The 20,692-nt window shown below is 58.7% G+C and carries 16 protein-coding genes and 2 rRNA genes; 4 read left to right on the top strand and 14 right to left on the bottom strand.

All coding sequences use genetic code 11. The annotated features are described in order from the left end of the window. Positions 1 to 146 precede the first annotated feature (146 nt). The 7 genes from FVF58_RS23135 to FVF58_RS23165 form a co-directional block, all read right to left on the bottom strand. Entirely contained in the window at positions 147 to 1,574 is a 1,428-nt protein-coding gene (locus FVF58_RS23135; protein ID WP_149672160.1) for a mannose-1-phosphate guanylyltransferase/mannose-6-phosphate isomerase, read from the bottom strand. Between the two features lie 41 nt (positions 1,575 to 1,615). Further along, positions 1,616 to 2,884 (bottom strand): UDP-N-acetyl-D-mannosamine dehydrogenase, encoded by a 1,269-nt coding sequence (gene wecC, locus FVF58_RS23140; RefSeq protein WP_149672161.1) that lies wholly within the window; start codon positions 2,882 to 2,884, stop codon positions 1,616 to 1,618. A 206-nt stretch (positions 2,885 to 3,090) separates the two neighbouring features. After that, positions 3,091 to 4,266 (bottom strand): KpsE/RkpR family capsule polysaccharide export protein, encoded by a 1,176-nt coding sequence (locus FVF58_RS23145; protein WP_246217161.1) that lies wholly within the window; start codon positions 4,264 to 4,266, stop codon positions 3,091 to 3,093. Continuing rightward, positions 4,263 to 4,925, bottom strand: coding sequence for an ABC transporter ATP-binding protein (locus FVF58_RS23150; RefSeq protein WP_149672162.1), 663 nt, complete (start codon positions 4,923 to 4,925; stop codon positions 4,263 to 4,265). Before FVF58_RS23150 ends, FVF58_RS23145 begins: the two co-directional genes overlap by 4 nt. Next, on the bottom strand, positions 4,922 to 5,740 hold the full coding sequence (locus FVF58_RS23155; RefSeq protein ID WP_149672163.1) for an ABC transporter permease: 819 nt from the start codon (positions 5,738 to 5,740) through the stop codon (positions 4,922 to 4,924). Before FVF58_RS23155 ends, FVF58_RS23150 begins: the two co-directional genes overlap by 4 nt. Positions 5,741 to 5,746: 6 nt before the next feature. Further along, the gene (locus tag FVF58_RS23160) at positions 5,747 to 6,763 is read right to left on the bottom strand and encodes a polysaccharide biosynthesis/export family protein (RefSeq protein WP_246217162.1); all 1,017 of its coding nucleotides are present in this window, start codon (positions 6,761 to 6,763) and stop codon (positions 5,747 to 5,749) included. 1,153 nt (positions 6,764 to 7,916) lie between these two features. Then, positions 7,917 to 8,264 carry a winged helix-turn-helix domain-containing protein gene (locus FVF58_RS23165; protein WP_149672165.1) on the bottom strand — a complete coding sequence of 116 codons (348 nt, stop codon included), beginning with the start codon at positions 8,262 to 8,264 and terminating at the stop codon, positions 7,917 to 7,919. Positions 8,265 to 8,637: 373 nt separating this feature from the next. Here FVF58_RS23165 and FVF58_RS54450 point away from each other — a divergent pair, with 373 nt between their 5' ends. After that, entirely contained in the window at positions 8,638 to 8,931 is a 294-nt protein-coding gene (locus tag FVF58_RS54450) for a hypothetical protein (protein ID WP_342802407.1), read from the top strand. A gap of 95 nt (positions 8,932 to 9,026) precedes the next feature. Here the strand turns inward: FVF58_RS54450 and cyoD are convergent, their stop codons facing one another. The 5 genes from cyoD to FVF58_RS23195 all read right to left on the bottom strand — a co-directional run bounded on the left by cyoD (position 9,027) and on the right by FVF58_RS23195 (position 14,783). Then, on the bottom strand, positions 9,027 to 9,359 hold the full coding sequence (gene cyoD / locus FVF58_RS23175; RefSeq protein WP_149672166.1) for a cytochrome o ubiquinol oxidase subunit IV: 333 nt from the start codon (positions 9,357 to 9,359) through the stop codon (positions 9,027 to 9,029). Continuing rightward, the gene (gene cyoC, locus FVF58_RS23180) at positions 9,360 to 9,977 is read right to left on the bottom strand and encodes a cytochrome o ubiquinol oxidase subunit III (protein WP_149672167.1); all 618 of its coding nucleotides are present in this window, start codon (positions 9,975 to 9,977) and stop codon (positions 9,360 to 9,362) included. Beyond that, entirely contained in the window at positions 9,977 to 11,962 is a 1,986-nt protein-coding gene (gene cyoB, locus FVF58_RS23185) for a cytochrome o ubiquinol oxidase subunit I (RefSeq protein WP_149672168.1), read from the bottom strand. The genes cyoC and cyoB overlap by 1 nt, the downstream gene beginning before the upstream one ends. 2 nt (positions 11,963 to 11,964) lie before the next feature. Further along, positions 11,965 to 12,858, bottom strand: a complete 894-nt coding sequence (gene cyoA / locus FVF58_RS23190; protein ID WP_149672169.1) for a ubiquinol oxidase subunit II — start codon at positions 12,856 to 12,858, stop codon at positions 11,965 to 11,967. A gap of 368 nt (positions 12,859 to 13,226) precedes the next feature. Further along, the gene (locus FVF58_RS23195; protein ID WP_149672170.1) at positions 13,227 to 14,783 is read right to left on the bottom strand and encodes an NADH-quinone oxidoreductase subunit M; all 1,557 of its coding nucleotides are present in this window, start codon (positions 14,781 to 14,783) and stop codon (positions 13,227 to 13,229) included. 688 nt (positions 14,784 to 15,471) lie between these two features. On the opposite strand from FVF58_RS23195, the gene FVF58_RS23200 reads away from it, so the two are divergent. The 3 genes from FVF58_RS23200 (at position 15,472) to FVF58_RS23210 (ending at position 20,136) form a co-directional block, all read left to right on the top strand. Then, positions 15,472 to 16,242, top strand: a complete 771-nt coding sequence (locus tag FVF58_RS23200) for an ABC transporter ATP-binding protein (RefSeq protein WP_246217163.1) — start codon at positions 15,472 to 15,474, stop codon at positions 16,240 to 16,242. Further along, positions 16,232 to 18,802 carry an FtsX-like permease family protein gene (locus tag FVF58_RS23205; protein WP_149672171.1) on the top strand — a complete coding sequence of 857 codons (2,571 nt, stop codon included), beginning with the start codon at positions 16,232 to 16,234 and terminating at the stop codon, positions 18,800 to 18,802. Before FVF58_RS23200 ends, FVF58_RS23205 begins: the two co-directional genes overlap by 11 nt. A 248-nt stretch (positions 18,803 to 19,050) precedes the next feature. After that, positions 19,051 to 20,136, top strand: a complete 1,086-nt coding sequence (locus FVF58_RS23210; RefSeq protein ID WP_246217167.1) for a lipocalin-like domain-containing protein — start codon at positions 19,051 to 19,053, stop codon at positions 20,134 to 20,136. A gap of 124 nt (positions 20,137 to 20,260) precedes the next feature. On the opposite strand, the gene rrf is transcribed toward FVF58_RS23210, so the two are convergent. Together rrf and FVF58_RS23220 are read right to left on the bottom strand one after the other, a co-directional pair. Next, positions 20,261 to 20,374 (bottom strand): 5S ribosomal RNA (gene rrf, locus FVF58_RS23215). A gap of 220 nt (positions 20,375 to 20,594) precedes the next feature. Then, positions 20,595 to 20,692 (bottom strand): 23S ribosomal RNA (locus FVF58_RS23220); the annotation flags it as partial.

A 20,692-nucleotide genomic window follows, 5' to 3' on the forward strand; every position in this document is an offset into this window, starting at 1 on the left:
CGATACCTCAGGTACCCTGATAATCTTCTGGCTTTAGCGGGATTCAGGAGTAGCGACTACTCGGCCGTGGCCAACCGCTGTTTTGGGGAAATACAGTAAAAGCCATGTGGGAGTGGCCTTGAATACAAGGCCACATCCGATGCTCGCTACTCGGACCGTCCGTACCTGTCTTCAAATCGCACAATGTCGTCCTCTCCGAGATAACTGCCGGACTGTACTTCGATCATTTCAAGAGGCACTTTGCCGGGATTTTCAAGCCGATGCTTTGCACCGAGCGGAATATAGGTGGACTGGTTTTCGCCGATAAGAAATGTTTCATCTTCGCGTGTCACTCTGGCCGTACCGCGTACAACAATCCAGTGCTCGGCGCGATGATGATGCATCTGCATCGAGAGTGCGGCACCGGGCTTGACGGAGATACGCTTCACCTGGAACCGCTCGCCCGCGTCGACTCCTTCATACCAGCCCCAAGGGCGAAGCACCCGGGTGTGAAATTCATGCTCGCTACGGCCGGCCTGCTTCAGATGCTCGACGACCTTCTTCACTTCCTGAGCGCAATGCTTGTGAGTCACCAGAACCGCATCCGCTGTTTCCACGACAATCACGTCTTTGAGTCCGATGACCGCCACCATCCGTGATTCAGCTCGTACCAGACTATTCGCAACGTCATCTAGCCAGACGTCGCCGCGCAATAGGTTGCCTTGAGCGTCCTTCTCTCCGATCTCCCACAGCGCCGACCACGCGCCAATATCGCTCCAGCCGATGTTGGCCGGCACCACCGCTGCCCGCGTGGTGCGCTCCATCACCGCATAGTCGATGGAATCAGATGGACACGCCGCAAATGCTTCGTCGTCCAGGCGACAGAAGTCCAAATCCTGATGCCGAGTGGCCAGCGCCTTTTCACAGGCGGACAGAATTTCAGGGCAAAATTTCCCCAGTTCCTCCAGATACTGCCGGCAAGAAAAGAGAAACATACCGCTATTCCAGGAATAGCCGCTAGCTGCCAGGAACTCCTCAGCTTTTTCACGGCTGGGCTTTTCCACAAAACGTGTAATCCGGCAAGCGCCCATGCCCTGCAGCGATTCACCTTGCTGGATATAGCCGTAACCCGTTTCCGGCGCCGTCGGGACAATACCGAAGCTGACTAGCCATCCCTCCCGCACGGCCTGCAAACCTTCCGAAACGGCTTGATGAAACGCCACCACATCGTTGATCAGATGGTCGGCAGGCAACAGAAGGATCACGGCGTCGGCATCCTGCCGCAGCATGTGCAGCGCAGCCACAGCCGCCGCTGGCGCGGTATTGCGCCCCACCGGTTCGAGCATGATGGCAAGAGGGGAGATCTCGATCTGGCGCATCTGCTCAGCAATCACGAATCGATGATCCTGGTGGCAGATGATCAATGGATCGCTGACCGATTCCATGCCCGAAAGACGTTGCACTGTTTCCTGCAACATAGAGTAATCGGACCGGAAAGGCAGCAGCTGCTTTGGCAGCGACGCACGCGATAGCGGCCACAGACGGGTACCGGAGCCACCGGAAAGTATCACGGGGTAAATCAATGTCTTCGGCATTTAGGATACCTGTGAATCGGGAACTCGATTGCTCGGGTCCATCATGCGGTTGCTTTCCAGATACCACGCGTGTCGATTAGCACTTGAATGCTGTTGAGTTCGGGCTTCGCACGTCTAAATTCATCATGATCGACCAGCACAATAAGGATGTTTGCACGCGCGAGTGCCACATCCTGAGTGACCAGAACCGCTTCTGCTCTCAGTAGCCCCTTGGGCAAGACCTGAAGGTTGGGCTCAACCACCATGACCTTCTGACCATGGCGGGCCGCTAAGGTTTGAGCAATAGCAAGCGCCGGACTCTCACGCAGGTCATCGATATTTGCCTTGTAGGTGATGCCGAAACAAGCAATGCGAATATCGTTGACGTCCACGCCCGAATTGGTGAGTTCCGAAATGGCTTGCTCTACCTTTTGTGCCACCCAGTCCGGCTTGGCATCATTGACTTTGCGTGCCGCCCGGATCAGTGTGGCCTCTGCAGGCGCACCATCGACAATGAACCAGGGATCGACGGCGATGCAGTGCCCGCCCACCCCACAACCTGGTTGCAGAATCTTGACGCGAGGATGCCGATTTGCCAGCGTTATCAATTCCCAAACATCGATTCCCTGCTTGTCGCAGATGATCGAGAGTTCATTGGCAAACGCAATGTTGACGTCACGAAAACTATTTTCCGTGAGCTTGCACATTTCAGCTGTGCGGACGCTCGTGACAATACACTCCCCTTGCACGAACAGGCGATAAAGCTTGACGGCTGCTTCTGAGCACCTGGGCGTCATTCCGCCAACCACGCGATCATTAACAACCAGTTCATGCACGATACGACCCGGGAGAACGCGTTCCGGACAGTGAGCAATGCGTATATCGGATTCATCGCCTGCCTGCTGAGGAAAGCTGAGATCGGGTCGAGCCTCGGCTAACCACGTCGCCAACTGCTCGGTGGTGCCGACAGGAACAGTGGATTCGAGAATGACCAGATTGCCCTTTCTCAATACAGGCGCAATCGACTTCGCCGCGGCCTCGATGCAGCTCACATCCGGCTTCTGCTCCGCCGTCAACGGCGTCGGCACCGCGATGACGAACGCGTCGGCGTGTTCGGCATGCATCGTCGCCCGCAAATGACCAGCACCCACCACCGCCTGCACCAGAATGTCCAGTTCAGGTTCGACGATATGAATATTCCCCCGATTGATGGTGTCTACAACGTGCGGTGAAACGTCGAGGCCAATCACCTGCAATTTGCGTGACGCAAAAAGGGTGGCTGTGGGTAAGCCTATATACCCGAGACCAACAATCGAAATCGTATTCAACATGTACTCACTAGAATGTTGCGTATGCGCTGCGCCGCTTTACCGTCACCATAAAAGCTTTCCGCCCGTACCACCGTTATATGCGAAACCGGCCTGCAGAAAAGGCTCGTCGCGTTCGTGACGATCGGTACCCCTCGGTGCCCGGCATATTTTCGTGATGGCCTGCGGTCGTGCTCTAACGGTAATCACCGTTCTCGTTATTTTGGATCTCAATCCACGTGATCGAGAATGATACTTTCCAGCAATTTCACCGCGCCGATCATTGCAAGAGCGATAACCAGAGTTACGAATGCGTTATAGAGGCGCCTCGGTTCCATTGGGTAGCTCGGGGTACTCGGGGATTGCAGGGTTGACACCATCTTGAGGGTGCGCGCCGCATCCATCCGGCCTTGCTGCAAGGCCGACAATGCCGTCCTGTACAAATCCTTAGCGAAATCGACCTGCATTTGCAGGCGCTGGAACTCTTCGATGGTGTAGTTAAGCGTCTTGCTGGTCGGTGAAGCCAATTCTGCACGTCTTTGGACAATCTGCTGCCGAAGCGCATTGAGATTCTGCTTGAGCATCACAACGGTCGGCTGATTCGGACTCAAATTGGGCGGCAAAGAAGCGAGCTGAGTCTCGATGTCAGTTTTTTGCCCCTCAAGTCTATCGATAAGCGCGTTCAGACCTGAGGCCGTCGTTTGTGGAGCCGCCAAACCCTTCTGGTTCTGAAAGTTGATCAGTTTGCCAGTTGCATCAAGTAAGAGATCATGCGCAAGCGTGACTTGCTTCGATAAGAAATCCACTTGCGACTGCGCCAACTCATGACCGATCTCATTCATATGCGCTTCGCCCAATTCGACCATCAGCTTGACGATCTGTTGCGCGGTTTTAGGATCGTAGGCCTGCGCCTGAATACGTATAACGCCGCTGTAGTCGTCGTAAGTGACGTCAATGCGATCGAGCCAATACTGATAGAACCATTCGGTCGGCGCATTCTTGAACCACATACGCGAAACAGGATCGCGGCGTGAGTTGCTGTAGTGCGCACGCAGACCGAGCGTGGCATCGAGCTTCTCGAGCATGTCCTCTGAAAGAAGATACTCACGCAGCAACAGCTGATCGGCACTGCTGACGTTGCCGACGGCCGCGGTGATCCCGGGTATGGTAATACTCGAACCGTCAACTTGGTCCGTCCTCTGAATAATCACCGTGGCTTGAGAAACATAGCGGTCGGAGGCCACCAGTAGCCAGTACGGTACCGACAGGATGGTGAAGATTATGATCAGCCGTATGGTGAGCTGAAATACCCGGATCGAGAACAACGCGTTTTTCGCTTTCTCATACGCCCCGGTCAATCCACCACCCGAGCGTAAATTTTCGACTGCTACCAATGATTCTTTCATGAGAAAAGCTCGTTCTTGTATGCCTTTAATGCATCGTCCAGGTCATCAAACCAATAGGCGTGTCCGTCGTTGATCCAGATTGCCGACTGACAAAATTGCTTGAGCGTGCTTTCGTCATGAGAAACCATGATGATGCTCGCCTTGCCCGTCGCGTCCTTAAAGGCATCAGCGGCCTTTTTTCTGAATTTGGTGTCGCCAGCCGCGGTGACCTCGTCGGAAATAAAGACGTCGAAGTCGAAGGCCAATGACAACGCGAACTGCAAACGCGATCGCATCCCCGACGAATAAGTCCGTACGGGTTCATCGAATGCGTCGCCCAGTTCGGCAAAGCACTGAATGAAGGCGAGACGGTCAGCGAGCTCATCTTGATGCCCATGTATCCGGCAAACAAATTTTGCGTTTTGGCGCCCCGTCAGCGTCCCTTCCAATCCGCCGCTGCCCATGGGCCATGACACGCGGCAGCGTCGCTCTACCCTGCCTTTGTTCGGGAAGTCGATTCCGCCAATAATGCGCAACAAAGTAGATTTGCCCGCGCCGTTTTGCCCAATCAACGCAACGCTTCTCTGGGTCGGAATAGTCATGTTGATATCACGCAACACCCACTTGCCCGGTCCGTGTTCCGTCAGGTAACGCTTGTAAACATTTTCGATGAGAATCATCGCATCACCAGTTTTCTGGAAAAGCGTCTGTATAAAGCCAGCCCAGCAAATATGAGCCCCAACGCCCAGGCATACAGGTAACCGAGGCTAATCCCCGGGATAGTACGGTAGTCAGGCATGAAACCTAGCCTGACCAGTTCCAGTCCGTTGACAATCGGATTAGCCGAAAAAATATATTGATACGGCACCGGAACGAATATCGAGATCGGAAACAAGGCGCCTGAAATATAAAAAAGCGGCAAATAGATAATCTTGAAGATATGATCCAGTTCGCGAACGAAGCGCATCGCCACCGAGGTCACCAGTCCAAATCCCAATCCAAGCAACCATAGCCCTATGAGACTGACAATGACCATCAGAGGATCTCGAGGAAGCCACACAGGATTGAGCAGATCCGGAGTGATAGCATGCCCCGTCACAATGGCAATGACGACGAGGACGACGGCTATCGGAATCATCAGGAACAGCTCCAACACTGCCCTCACGATAGCCACGTCCAGCGGTTTAACCTGTCGATAGGCAAAGAATGCCCAATTGCAGTCTATTCCGTGCAGCACCTGCGTCCACGTACGACGCCAGAGAAGCAACCCGATGAAACCCGCGATGATCCACATGTTGATCGCAATTCCGCCGACCTGATGGATCCGAAACGTCTCGAGTCCGAATGCATGTAGCGCGATATAGATAATCGGCTCAATCAAAAGCCAAAGCCATGCCGCACGCGCTTCAAACAGGCGATCAAGCGCCTCGCGCAAAAACATCGCGCGCCAGACAGAAACCGTAACTTCGAAGGGGGTCCGAACTCTCGCCGTCATGGCCCGCTACTGAAAATCGCGAGTAAAGGTCACAGCCGGATCTGCCACCATTGCGATATACGACAGGAACTTCCTGAACTCGGCACCAGGCGAGTTCGTGACATAAATCACGTCATGATTCTGAATGGGGAAGTTCTGCGTCACGAAGAACGCTGCTGGATCGCGCAAATTGATCTCGTAGATCACAGGCACGGTACCCCTGACCGACTGAACCGACGAATCCTTGTTATCGACCAGCGTGGCGTCTTCGAAGCGGAACACGAACACACCGCGCGCATCCGCGCGGCTATCGTTCATGCCACCCGAGCGAGCCAGTGCCTGCGCCAGCGAAATGCCCTGGGCTTCGAACGGCACCTCGTCGTTTTTACCCGTCGCGCCGAGAACCGAGAAAGTTTGCGGCTGGAACAACGCCGTCACGACATCCCCCGGCTTGAGCATAACGTTCTGCCTGGGATCGCGAATGACCGCGTCGAGTGGCATCGTGGCCGTGACATGGCCGCGCGAGAGCTGGACCGCCATATGACTGACCGGCTGCTTCAAGCCGCCCGAAAAGGCAAGCGCGTCAAGCAGACGTTCGCCCTTCGGCGTCAGTGGCATCATTCCACTGGTATTGACCTCGCCCACGATCGTGACATTCGACGCGTTGTTCTTAGTCACCGTGACGAGCACTTGCGGCTGATTCGCCTTGCCCTTGAGATGGCTGACGATGCCTGCTTCGATCTGCTCAGTGGTCCTGCCGCTCACCGGTATCCGGCTGGCAAAGGGGATGGCGATCGTCCCGTCGGAAGCCACCATTTGCGCTGGCAGCGTAACGCCAGTCGCCGCGCTGACGCTTGCCGACGCCGCCCCAAGCGTCATGCTGCTGAACAGCATGGCAGGCGGCGCCTCCCAGATCGTCACTTCGATAACGTCGCCCGGACCAATCAGATAGTTGTTGGAAGCCGTGCCCGGGAAGATGTCGGAGAATTGGCCCAGCCTCTTGCTTTCGGCCAGCTTCCTCGCCAGAGCATCGTTGACGTCCACCAACTGGATGCCTTCGACCCGGCCACTGTCATGATCTTCCAGGACCTGTTGACGACTTGCACCCGACGTAGGCAGCCAATCCGGAAAAGTCCCACACCCCGAAAGAGACAATACTGCAACAAGGCAACCCGCCAAATAATTCTTCTTCATGGATCTTGAGAGCAAGATTTCTTGCTATTAATTTTTTCCAGCTTTCCTTGCCTGCTCAGAACATCCGTCAACGGTTATTCCAAAACACCAGGCTGCTGATCCAGCTCATCTATTGAGCTTATGCGACCGTCTTTTGCCGCCAAGCTTTGTACCTCTGGTCAATTCGTTTTTACGCGAATCGATGGCGAAAATCCGCTGATGCACTCAGGCATGAGGAGCACCCAAGTGTCATCCCGACACCCGAGCCAACTCCTCAACTGAAGTTCAGCCGATCGAATACTTATGCCGCCAACGATCTCAAAATGAATGCCGGCATCGCAAGCATTTACATTTTGAAACGACTATTATCGCATGAAATGAGCCGCCTCTCTCTCACTCTTTTGACGTCGGGCACTCCCCCCCCCTTGACATCAAAGAGAAAATTGGTTTCAGCTTTTTTACTAAGGGTATTTCGAGCTTCAATTGAAACGGGTCGGACCTTCGCCATACCGATTCAAATGACAAGCCTCGCAGCAACTCGAAACTGCATACAGCAACCACATGCGCCCTCGCCGAACAACGCCGCAAACGCATGGCCGACGCCTTACCAATGCCTCGCCACCGCAACACCCTCACTGACGCCCCGGCGGTCCTGGTCCACTCGCGCTGCCGCCGCATTGGTTCTCTCAGGCTCTAGTTTTGATATAAAAAATATAACGATTTTGATGCCGCTGCGCAAGCACAAATCACCAGTGCGAACGATATAAACAAAGTTGTCGTATCGACCCAACGGCTTGCCTGTGTCAAAGCAACCGAATATACGATTCATACAGCACCGTTTTCCGATAAGCAGAAACGTCGCGTCACCGTCCGTGGTTTACGCATTTAAGCAGCTATCGGACACAATGCGTCGCCGCTAACGTTTGCGAGCCAATACAAGCAATAAAATTAAATCAAACGCCAGAAAAAAAGCCTCTAAAAGGCCTCAGTTCTTTAACGCAACATAATAATTTCGGCAACTGCCCTACCCGCTTTTCGCCGCCTTCACGAGACACTCCGACAGCTTATCAAAATGCCGCAACGCCGACTGCGTCAACTCGATCTGCTTGCGCCGCGCGTCCTCGGTATCCGAGAGCACAATCCAGCCTTTTTCACGCATCGACTTCAAGCGGGCATGCAACATGGCCGGCGAGCCAAGCTCGCTTTTCGCCATCATGTCTCTGACCGACAACCGCTCGCGCGCCTGGGCGGCCCGCGCCACCAACTCAAGAATGCGCTCTTCCAACGGGTCGAGCGACGGCAGCGAGGGCAAGCCGCGCAAGGCCTCGGTCAACTGCAGAAAGCGAAGATAAATATCGGCGGGACGGGTCATGAGTACTCTTGCCAGCATGCTTTGCGCGCGGAACGAAACCCCGTGCGCTAACATGGCGCGATTCCCGAATACGGGTCCGAGCATTCTACCCTGACACTTGACGTAAAGCTTACGTTTGCATTTCTTTTCAGTTATCGGCACGTCCGCGATATTCATCTTCTCGCTGTGAGCCAATCAGGAGATCCTAACGCACAGTGAGTTCGTGCGCGGTGTGAACTGGATCTATCCGCCTGCCGGCATCCGCCTTCTCGCCACGCTGCTCCTCGGCGGCGACGGCGCGCTCGGTTTGTTGCTCGAGAGCTAGCTGGTCGACTTTTTCTATTTCTTTCCGAACGACGCACTGCGCTCGTTCGTCGGCGGCATTATCGCGACGGTGGCGCCCTACGCAGTGTATGGAGTCGCGCAGGGGATCTACGGTTTGCGCGCCTCGCTCACCAATCTCACCGCGAAGCGCCTGCTCGTACTAATGCTGGCCTACTCGATCGAGAGCCCGCTGTTGCATCACCTCTGGTTCTTTTTGCGTGGCGAGACGCAGAACATCGCCAACCGGCTCTTTGCGATGTTCGTCGGCGATCGGCTTGGTACGCTGATCGTGCTCTACACAATGAAAGGCCTGCTCGCTTTTCTGCCGGGGCGTGGCATTGCACCATTGCGCGACGGCACTTGATCAGCACCATAACCATAGAGATCAAGGCCGCATGAAAAAGCCCCGCAAGACTTCCATCTTGCGGGGCTTTCTTTCAGGCTATAGCAGTTTGCAGCTTAGCGCGACATCATGTTCATGCTGACGTTATGCATGACCCACAACGTCCCGCCGATCACGATCACAGCGGTCAGCGCCGTAAAAGCAAACGCCGTCACATTCCAGCGCTGCGCCGACGACGTATTCATGTGCAGGAAGAACACCAGGTGCACGATGATCTGCACGAACGCGAGGCCCGCGATTGCGAACAACGCGTTCTGGCCCGTCAACGTTCCGTTCATCACGAGGCCGAACGCCGCGACAGTCAGAATGACGGACAGCACAAAACCCGTCATATAGCTGCCGAGGCTGCCGTGACCTTCGCCCGAGTGTGCGTTATGGCTATGGTCCATTTAGATCACGCTCGCAAGATAGACAAAGGTGAAGACGCCGATCCACACGACGTCCAGAAAGTGCCAGAAAAGGCTCAGGCACGTCAGGCGAATCAGGTCGCGTTCAGTCAGGTCGCGATGGCGCAGCACCTGAATGGCAAGCACCACCATCCAGATCAAGCCGCACGTGACGTGCAGACCGTGCGTGCCGACCAGCGTGAAGAACGACGACAGGAACGCGCTGCGGCTCGGACCCGCGCCTTCGGCGATCAGGTGCGAGAACTCGCGCATTTCCAGCACGAGAAACGCGAGACCGAGCAGGAACGTCACGCCGAGCCAGAACAGCAGCACGCCCTTGCGGTTCTTGTGCGCACCCAGCATCGCGAAGCCGTAGGTGATGCTGCTCAGGAGCAGCATCGTCGTTTCGAGCGCCACGCCGGGAATCTCGAAGAGATCCTTACCGGTCGGACCACCCGCGAACTGGTGCTGCATCACCGCGAACACCGCGAACAGCGACGCGAAGATGATGCAGTCGGTCATCAGGTACAGCCAGAAGCCGAATACCGAATGCGACGGCGGGTGATCGGCATGGTGCGCATCGTGATGATGCGAGTCTGCCGTAAGCGTGTTGTTTGACATCAATCCACCTCCAACGCGACCTGCGCACCGGCGCCGGAGCGTTCTTCTTCAATCGCCGCGACCGTGGCGGCCGGGATGTAAAAGCCTTCGTTCTTCTGGAAGCTGTAAACGATCACAGTGCCGATCGAGCCGACCAGACCGACAATCGCGAGCCACCAGATATGCCACACAGCGGCAAAACCCAGCACCAGCGAGAACATCGCCACAACCAGACCCGCGGACGTGTTCGACGGCATGTGAATGTCGCGATACACCGGCTTCGGCTGATCCTTGCGCAACTTCATTTCAGCGAATGCGTCGAGTTCACGCACGTCCGGAATGATCGCGAAGTTGTACGACGCCGGCGGCGAGCTCGTTGCCCATTCCAGCGTGTGACCGTCCCACGGATCGCCCGTGACGTCGCGGTTTTGCGGCAGGTTGCGGTCGCGAATGCTGACGACCAGTTGCAGCACCTGGCAAACGATACCGATCGCGATCAGCACCGCACCGACCCACGCGAACATCAGCCACGGATGCCAATCCGGATTGTCATAGTGATTCAGACGACGCGTCATGCCCATGAAGCCCAGCACGTACAGCGGCGTGAACGCAACCCAGAAACCGATCTGCCAGAACCAGAACGATGCCTTGCCCCACTTCTCATTCAGCTTGAAGCCGAACGCTTTCGGGAACCAGTAGTTCATACCAGCCAGATAGCCGAACAGCACGCCACCAATAATCACGTTGTGGAAGTGAGCGATCAGGAACAGGCTGTTGTGCAGCACGAAGTCCGCGCCCGGAATCGCCATCATCACGCCGGTCATACCGCCGATCGTGAAGGTGACCATGAAGCCGATGGTCCACAGGATCGGCGTCGTGAACTTCAGACGGCCCTTGTAGATCGTGAACAGCCAGTTGAACACTTTCACGCCGGTCGGAATTGCAATGACCATCGTCGCAATGCCGAAGAACGCGTTGACGTCAGCGCCCGAACCCATCGTGAAGAAGTGGTGCAGCCACACGAGGAACGACAGCACCATGATCGCGCAGGTCGCCCACACCATCGTCTTGTAGCCGAACAGCGGCTTCTTCGCGAAGGTCGCCACGACTTCCGAGAAAATACCGAACGCCGGCAGGATCAGGATGTACACCTCAGGGTGACCCCATGCCCAGATCAGGTTCAGGTACATCATCGCGTTGCCGCCGGCATCGTTTGTGAAGAAGTGCATGCCGAGGTAACGGTCCAGACCGAGCAGCGCGAGCGTGACGGTCAGGATCGGGAACGCCGCCATGATCAGCACGTTCGTGCACAGCGCGGTCCACGTGAACACCGGCATCTTCATGAAGGTCATGCCCGGCGCGCGCATCTTGACGATGGTCACGAAGAAGTTCACGCCGGTCAGCAACGTGCCGATACCGGAGAGCTGCAGACTCCACAGGTAATAATCGACCCCGACACCCGGACTGAACTGCAATTCGGACAGCGGCGGATAAGCCAGCCAGCCCGTTTGCGCGAATTCACCGATCACCAGCGAGATGTTGATCAGGATCGCGCTGATCGCGGTCATCCAGAAGCTCAACGAGTTGAGGAACGGGAACGCAACATCGCGGGCACCGATCTGCAACGGCACGATGATGTTCATCAGGCCGACCATGAACGCCATCGCCATGAAGAAAATCATGATGACGCCGTGCGCGGTAAAGATCTGGTCGTAATGGTGCGGCGGCAGGAAGCCTGGCGCGTTATACGACAGCGCTAGCTGGGTACGCATCATGATTGCGTCCGCGAAGCCGCGGAACAGCATGATGAGCGCAACCACGATGTACATCACGCCCAGCTTCTTGTGGTCGACCGACGTGAGCCATTCGGTCCACAGGTAGCGCCACTTGCCGAAATAGGTGATCAGACCCAGAACGAGCGCACCGCCGAGGGCGATCCCGGCAGCCGTCACCATGATGATCGGCTCGTGGTACGGGATCGAGTCTAGTGAGAGTTTTCCGAACATGCTTATCCCTTCGGCCCGCAGTTGGCGTCCTTCATGTTGTCCATGACGTTGCCGTTGTTATATCGGGCGATGATGTTGTGAAAGAGCTTCGGATCGACCGACGAGAAGTAGCGCACCGGGTCCTTCTCGCTCGGCGCCGAGACCGTGTGGTAACGGTCCATGCTGAGCGTGTCCGACGACGCGCGCACTTTCGCAACCCATGCGTTGAACTCTTCCGGCGACTTGGCGAGCGTACGGAACTTCATGTCCGAGAAGCCCTTGCCGCTGAAGTTGGCCGCGGTACCGGCGTAGTCGCCGGCTTCGTCCGCGATCAGATGCAGACGCGTTTGCATGCCAGCCATCGCATAGATCTGGCCGCCGAGTTGCGGGATGAAGAACGAGTTCATCACCGTGTCGGAGGTGATCAGGAAGTTCACCGGCGTGCCGACCGGGATCGCAAGCTGATTCACCGACGCAATACCGAGGTCGGGATAAATGAACAGCCACTTCCAGTCGAGTGCGACGACTTCGACGTTGATCGGCTTGACCTGCGACTCGAGCGGACGGTACGGATCGAGCTCATGCGTGCTCTTCCACGTCAACACGGCCAGGAACAGAATGATCAGCGTCGGAATCGTCCAGACGGCGATTTCGATACCGGTCGAGTGAACCCACTTCGGACGGTATTCAGCGCTTTTGTTCGACGCGCGATAGCGCCACGCGAACAGCAGCGTGAGGAAGATCACCGGAACGACCACAATGAGCATGGCCCAGGTGGACGTCGCGATCAGATCACGTTCCGCCAGACCCACACTTCCCTTCGGATTCAGGATATCGAGGTTGCTGCAACCCGAGAGCAGCAACACGAGGCCGATGGATAGGAAACTGATCGACCCACGCAGAGTCTTTCCTTTCATATCCATTGCCTCTTTTTTAGGACTTCAACGAACGTCATTCGACGGCTCTCCATTAATAAGCGCTCGCATAGTAGGGGCACGTCGAGTGGCAATAAAGCATCGTTTTTGCAATGGTCTATTGCGTCGCACCTCAGTGCGACACGTTGCCGCACACCTGCATGCAAGCGCGGGGCTCAGTACTCCATCGCTAAGCACTGAAAAGTTGACGCACCACAAAAAGCCCTTGAAAAAAGCGCTAAAACGCGACTTGACCTGAAGGCCGAGCCGCGCCGGAAATACGCAAGGGATTCGAGTAGATGCGAAAAGAGGCGTGAGCGAAGCAGCATCCGCGAAACGCGTGTGCTGCATCCGCGCAACACCTCGTGTCCTCAGCCCGGCGTGCGGACCGCGGTGGCGACCGGTGCCGGTGCTGCTGCCTGCAGATGCTCGCCGCCGTCCGGCGCGGAGTCGTCCGCGGGATGAGCCGAGCGCTCCGATTGCGCGAGCAGCGTGCCGACTGACGGATCGATCGCATCGGTGAACGGCTTCGGATCGAGACCGATCGCCAGCACCAGCAACGCCATCGCGCCGAGCAGCACGAACTCGCGCTTGCCGAGGTCCTTCAGTTTCGCGACGCGCGCATTGGCGATCGCGCCGAAGATCACGCGCTTGTACATCCACAGCGTGTAGGCCGCGCTCAGGATCAACGTGGAAGCGGCGATTGCGCCGATCCAGAAGTTGAAGCGGATCGCCCCCATCAGCACCATGAACTCGCCCACGAAACCCGACGTGCCCGGCAGGCCGATATTGGCCATCGAGAACAGCATCACGAACGCGGCGAAGCGCGGCATGGTGTTGGCGACGCCGCCGTACTCGGCAATCGATGCGGTCCTGGTGCGGTCGTAGAGCATGCCGGTGCACAACAGCATCGCGCCGGACACCACGCCGTACGACAGCATCTGCACGATCGCGCCGGCCTGGCCAATGCGGTTGAAGACGAACAGACCAAGCGTCACGAGACCCATGTGCGCCACTGTCGAATACGCGAGCAGACGGCGCATGTCGGTTTGCACGAGCGCGAGCAGGCTCGAATAGATCACGGCGACCAGCGACAGCGTGATCATCATCGGCGCGAAGAAGTGGCTTGCCTGCGGTGCGATCGGCAACGCGAAGCGCAGCAGACCGTAGCCGCCGAGCTTCAGCATGCCGATCATCACGGCGGCGCCGGTCGGGCCGTCGAGGTGGACGTCGGGTAGCCACGTATGCAGCGGCCACATCGGCACCTTCACGCCGAACGCAGCGAGGAAGCCGAGGAAGATCAGGATCTGCGGCATCGTGCCGAGGTGCGTTTCACGCCACAGCGCGAGGTCGAAGCTGTGCGTCTGGCTGTACAGATACAGCATCGACATCAGCATCATCAGCGAGCCGAGGAACGACACGAAGAAGAACTTCACTGCTGCATACGAGCGGTTCGAATGGCCCCACGTGCCGATCAGCAGATACAGCGGAATCAGCGTCGCTTCGAACGAAATGAAGAACAGCATGCCGTCGAGCGACGTGAAGACGCCCTGCATGAAGCCCGACAACATCAGGAACGCGCCGAAGTACTGCGCGGTCCGCTGGGTGATCGATTCCCACGACGCGACCACGATGATGATCGTGGTGAGCGCGGTCAGCGCGACGAGCCACAGCGAAATCCCGTCCACTCCCAAATGCCATGCGATGTCGAACGTCGGCGACCAGCGGACGTTCTCGACAAACTGCATCGACGTGACGTCGTTGCGGAAATTCGCGACCAGCGGAATCACCGGCAGGAAACCTGCGACCGCGCCGGCCAGCGCGAGCCAACGTGTGCGACTGCGTGCCGCGTCGGATCCGGCTCGCAAGACGACCAACCCGGCGACAATGGGGATCCAGATGAGAAGACTAAGAAGAGGCAATGGCATGTGCTCTGTCGAAAACTTTAAGTACAAAACGCCCCATCAAGGCCTTCAAAAGAGAAAGCGATGAAATGGACTTGTAAGCTGGATTTCGCTGAATTTGAAACGCGAGCGGGGGGTTTCCGCTACACGTTTACCCGCAGTCGAATGACCAAGGGTGGGAGATTACCAAGATAAGAGCACTTTTGCAGCGCAACAACGCTGCGATGCCCGACACAATACATTGTTGCAACGCATACGCTTGCGAAACGCATGAAAATGTGCGTTTGCACAAACTTCGTACAGCCCGATCCAAACAAAGAAATTTACAAACAGAAGCTGGCAATTTGGCAGCGAATTAGCCGCTCTTGCACACGCAGCTTTATTCAGGCGCGACCGTGGAACAGACCATGCTAGCGATAGGAGTCTGTCCAGGTGCCGATTTCATGCTGTGGGCGAAAATTTCGGACGTTCACGAACAGAAAATTTTTTGGCCCGGCACTCTAATCGGCTTTGGCTGACGCCCGAAAAATCCCCAAGCATGTTCGCCTGCCCCAACCGTCCAAACCGATGAACCGATGACGCGCGCCGCTTCCGTGTTCCTTACAGACGCCGCATATACTTCGGCAACTTGCATGCAGACCTGCCCGTAAGCAGGCACACTTTCCTGTCCCGCCGGGCATTGCCTTCGCCGGCCAGATTTCCTGGATACCGCATGACACTTCGTGACGAAGTTGCCGTTCCCGCACTCGAATGCCGCGGATTGAGCAAACAATACGGCGCGGGCCGTATCGTGCTGGCGCACCTCGACTTCACGCTCGGGCCGGGCGAATTCGTCGCGATCATGGGCGACTCGGGCGTCGGCAAATCGACGCTGCTCAATCTGATCGCCGGGCTCGACAGCGCGGATAGCGGCGACGTGATCATCGACGGCAACTCCGTCACGCGCCTCGACGACAATGCGGCGACCCGCCTGCGCCGCCGCAAGCTCGGCTTCGTATTCCAGGCCTTTCATGTGCTGCCTCATTTGACGCTCGCGCAAAACGTGGCGCTGCCGCTGCTGCTCAACGATCTGCCGACCGACGGCGCGCTCGACATGCTCGCCGCGGTCGGCCTGAGCGGCCGCGGCGACGACTTTCCGCGCCAACTCTCCGGCGGCGAACTGCAGCGCGTCGCGATTGCGCGGGCGCTCGTGCATCGTCCCAAACTGCTTCTCGCCGACGAACCCACGGGCAACCTCGATCCCGATACTGCACACGACGTGCTCGGCTTGTTCCGCGCGCAAAGCAAGGCGACCGGCGCGGCGACGATCATGGTGACGCACTCGAAAGCGGCGGCGGCCGTCGCGGACCGCATCCTGATCCTGAGCGACGGCGGCTTGCACGCGGAGTCGGGGGAATCTACGGACTCCGCGACATCCGCGGCGACCAACCCGTCGTCTCGCACGCGCAGTTCCCCCGCCCGCTCAGCCGACGATGCGCGCTGATCTCCCCCCCTTGCTGCGCACGCGGGGACACCGTGTTCTCGCACGCTGGCTGCTGAGCGCCGAATGGCGTAGCCATCGCGGACGCGCGCTGGTTGCCGTCGCGACGATCGCGCTCGGCGTCGCGCTCGGTTACGCGGTGCAGTTGATCAACAGCGCGGCCTTCAACGAATTCTCGGCGGCGGCCCGCAGTCTCTCGGGCCAAGCCGATCTGCAAGTGCGCGGCGCGCAGCCCTGGTTCGACGAGTCGATCTATCCGCGTCTGTCGACTGAACCCGGTGTGGCGCTGGCGAGCCCCGTGCTCGCACTCGATGTCGCGGTCCCGAGCCGCAACGCCGCGCTGCCGGTTCTCGGCATCGACGTGTTCAAGGCGAGCCGTATCGCGCCCGATCTGGTCGGCGTGCCTTCGCCGGACCGTCCGTTCGATACGCTCGCGTCCGATACAGTGTTTCTCTCATCGGCCGCGCAGCAATGGCTGAACGTCAAAACCGGCGACGACATCGCGCTGCAAAGCGGCACGTCGATCATGCGCTTGCGCGTGGCGGGCGGCCTCGTGAGGACGCGTCCGGGTCAACGGCTCGCCGTCATGGATATCGCCGCGGCTCAGTGGAAGTTCGGCAAGGTGGGCAAGCTGTCGCGCGTCGATCTGCAACTCGAGCGCGGCGTCGATCGCGAGCGCTTCAGGCGCGATCTGCAGGCGCGACTCGGCAAACAGTGGGTAATCGCCGAGCCGCGCGACGCCGAAAGCCGTACCGATCGACTGTCGCGTGCCTATCGGATCAACATGAACGTGCTCGCGCTGGTGGCCCTCTTCACCGGCGCGTTCCTTGTGTTTTCGACGCAGGCGCTGGGCGTCGTGCGGCGTCGCGCGCAGTTCGCCATGCTGCGCGTGCTCGGACTGACGCGCGGTCAACTGCTGCGGCAGATCCTGCTGGAAGGCGCGCTGCTGGGTCTGCTCGGCTCGCTGGGCGGACTCGCGCTCGGCTATGCGATGGCAAGCGGCGCGCTGCGCTTTTTCGGCAGCGATCTCGGTGGCGGCTACTTTCCCGGCGTGCAGCCGCAGGTGGGTTTCGAACCGCTGGCTAGCGCGGTGTTCCTGTTGCTCGGCATCGCGGTGTCGGTCGTTGGCAGCCTGGCGCCCGCGCTCGAAGCGGCACACGCAAGGCCCGCGGCTGCGCTCAAGGCAGGCGCCGAGGAAGGCGCATTGACCCGTCTCGCCACGCCGTGGCCCGCTTTGATATGCCTGCTGGGCGCCGCCGTTCTTACGCAAGCGCCGCCCTGGTTCGATGCGCCGATTGGCGGCTATGCCGCCGTCGCCCTGCTGCTGATCGGCGGGATTGCGCTGATGCCGCGCGTGACCGCGCTGATATTCGGCGCGGCGAGTCGCGCATTTGCCGCACGACGTCGCGCGGGCGTCGCTGGCACGCTCGCGATGGCGCGTCTCGCGAATGCGCCAGGGCACGCAGCGATCGCCATGGGCGGCGTGTTGTCGAGCTTCGCGCTGATCGTTGCGATGGCGATCATGGTGGCCAGCTTCCGTGTGTCCGTCGAAGACTGGCTCGTTCATCTGCTCTCCGCCGATCTGTACGTACGCGCGGCGCCGAACGGCGATACTGGCGGCTTGCGCCCCGACGAGCAGGCGCTGCTGGCGGCCGTGCCCGGCATCAAGACCGCCGCCTTTGCCCGCACGTCGCATCTCACGCTCGATCCTGCACGGCCGGACGTCGCCGTGCTCGCGCGCGAAATCGACGCTGACGATCCGGGCGCGACTCTGCAGATGACCGGTGTGGTACTGCCGTCATCCGAACTTCGACCAGGCGAAACGCCTGTTTGGGTGTCCGAAGCAATGGTCGATCTGTATGGATACCGGCTCGGCCAGCGAGTGCAATTGCCGCTGGGCGACAGCGGTCATGTGTTCGTCGTGGCCGGCGTGTGGCGCGACTACGTGCGCCAAAGCGGTGCGATCCAGATACGGCTTGCCGATTACCGGCGCCTCACCACCGACATGACTGCGACCGATGTCGCCGTGACCATTCAGCGAGGCACGCCCGTCGAACGCGTGATCAGCGGGCTGCGCGCACTGCCCTTTGGCGCATCGCTGGCCCTGTCGCAACCGGGCGAGATTCGCACGCGCACGCTGGTGATCTTCGATCGAAGCTTTGCGGTCACGTATCTGCTCGAGGCGGTTGCCATCGTGATCGGGCTGTTCGGCGTCGCGGCGACGTTTTCCGCGCAGACGCTCGCGCGGGCACGCGAGTTCGGCATGTTGCGGCACGTCGGCGTGACTCGCACGCAGGTTCTCGCAATCCTTGCGCTGGAAGGCGGCATGCTTACGGCTTGTGGCATTGCGATGGGCTTTGTGCTTGGATTCGCGATCAGCCTCATTCTCGTGTTCGTCGTCAATCCGCAGTCGTTTCATTGGACCATGTCGCTGCACGTGCCATGGATCGTGCTGGGGACGGTCGCGTTGGTGATGCTGGCTTCGTCGTGCTCGACAGCGGTGATCGCGGGACGCAGCGCGGTGTCGGTGGATGCGGTGCGCGCGGTGAAGGAGGATTGGTGATGCGATGGGTGTCGAGTGAGTTGGTGAAGGGGCCGGGAGATGAAGGGGCGACGCGCGCTGATGTAGCCGTTGCATCTTGCGTGGCTCTGGGCCGACTCGCGCCTCGTACTGCGCTCTCGGCGCGCGAGATAGCCGCGCCTTGCGTTAAGGTGATTTCGCCCGGCATCTCACGTGGAGATATTGCTTTAACGCAAGGCCCCTACGCGGGCGCAACGAGTCTCCGGCGATTGCGCCCTCGCCTTCGCGGTTTGTTTTACGCCGGCCTGCTCGCTGCGTCGTCCGCGTTCGCCGCGCCCGTCGAATTTGCCGCAGTCACACCAGACCACCCGATCGCGCTGCCCCAGGACAGCGGCGCGCACCCGGCTTTTCGCACCGAATGGTGGTACGCGACGGGTTGGCTCACGACCCCGGACAATCAGCCGCTTGGTTTTCAGATCACGTTTTTCCGCTCGGCGACGGGCCACGATGCCGCCGATCCGAGTGCTTTTGCGCCGTCGCAGTTGATCATTGCTCATGCTGCATTGAGCGATCCTGCTTTCGGGCATCTTGCCCACGATCAGCACATTGCCCGTCAGGGCTTCGGACTCGCTTATGCTCAGCCAGGCAATACCGACGTCAAGCTCGACGCCTGGAAAATCATTCGCGCAGCGGACGGTCATTACGCCGTAGATGTCGACGCCAACGGCTTCTCGCTGCATCTCACGCTGACGCCGACGCAAGCGCCGTTGATCCAGGGTGAGCGCGGCTATTCCCGCAAAGGTCCTCGGCCGGAACAGGCGAGCTATTACTACAGTGAACCGCAATTGCGCGTGACGGGCAGCGTGGTGCGTCCGAACGCGGCGGGAAGTACATCGCGCGGGAATACTGCGGTAAGCGGCATGGCGTGGCTGGATCACGAGTGGTCGAGCACATTGCTCGACGCCAATGCGGTCGGATGGGATTGGCTGGGGGCCAACCTCGCTGACGGCTCAGCGCTGATGGCATTCAAAGTACGCGGCCGCGATGGACACGCAATGTGGGCGCATGCCGCCCTTCGCAACGCAGTTGGTCACGTGACGGCGTTCGGCCCCGATCAGGTCGACTTTACGCCGGTTTGCATCTGGCGCTCGCCGCGCACGAACGCACTGTACCCCGTGTCGATGAGCGTTAAAGCCGGCTCGCTGACATGGAGGCTTGATCCGCTGATGGATGATCAGGAACTCGACTCGCGGCAATCGACCGGTGCGGTGTATTGGGAAGGTGCCGTGCGGGTGAGTCGCGATGGCGCGTCGGTGGGCCGGGGCTATCTGGAGCTGACCGGATATGCTAACGCGCTACGGATCGGGAAGCAGTGACGTGCGGGGAGAGGATGGAGCGCGGTTTCCCAGCCGTTTTCTGCCGTTGCGCCCACCGGATTCGGGCGCCCCAAACGCAGAAACCCCACCTTTTGGGGGTGGGGTTTCTGTTCACTGCGGGGGAGCCTGACGATTACCTACTTTCACACGGGCAATCCGCACTATCATCGGCGTAGAGTCGTTTCACGGTCCTGTTCGGGATGGGAAGGGGTGGGACCGACTCGCTATGGTCATCAGGCATGACTTGTTGTCGTGCTGCTTCTGTGAGGCAGCACAACCAATCGGGAAGAAGTAGTTTCTGGTGATGCTCACCAGAGGAGCTGCTGAACAGGCTCCGGGTTGTGTTGTTTCTGGCACAACACTGATCTCAACCGTGCGTGTGTGTTGCCCCCTTCGGGGGTGGGGGCCAGGTAAGTGCTGAAGCACTAACCCTGACCGACACAAAACACACCTGTTATAGGATCAAGCCTTACGGGCAATTAGTATCAGTTAGCTCAACGCATTACTGCGCTTACACACCTGACCTATCAACGTCCTGGTCTTGAACGACCCTTCA

Origin of the sequence: Paraburkholderia panacisoli (assembly GCF_008369935.1) — a bacterium.
Classification (GTDB): Bacteria; Pseudomonadota; Gammaproteobacteria; order Burkholderiales; family Burkholderiaceae; genus Paraburkholderia; species Paraburkholderia panacisoli.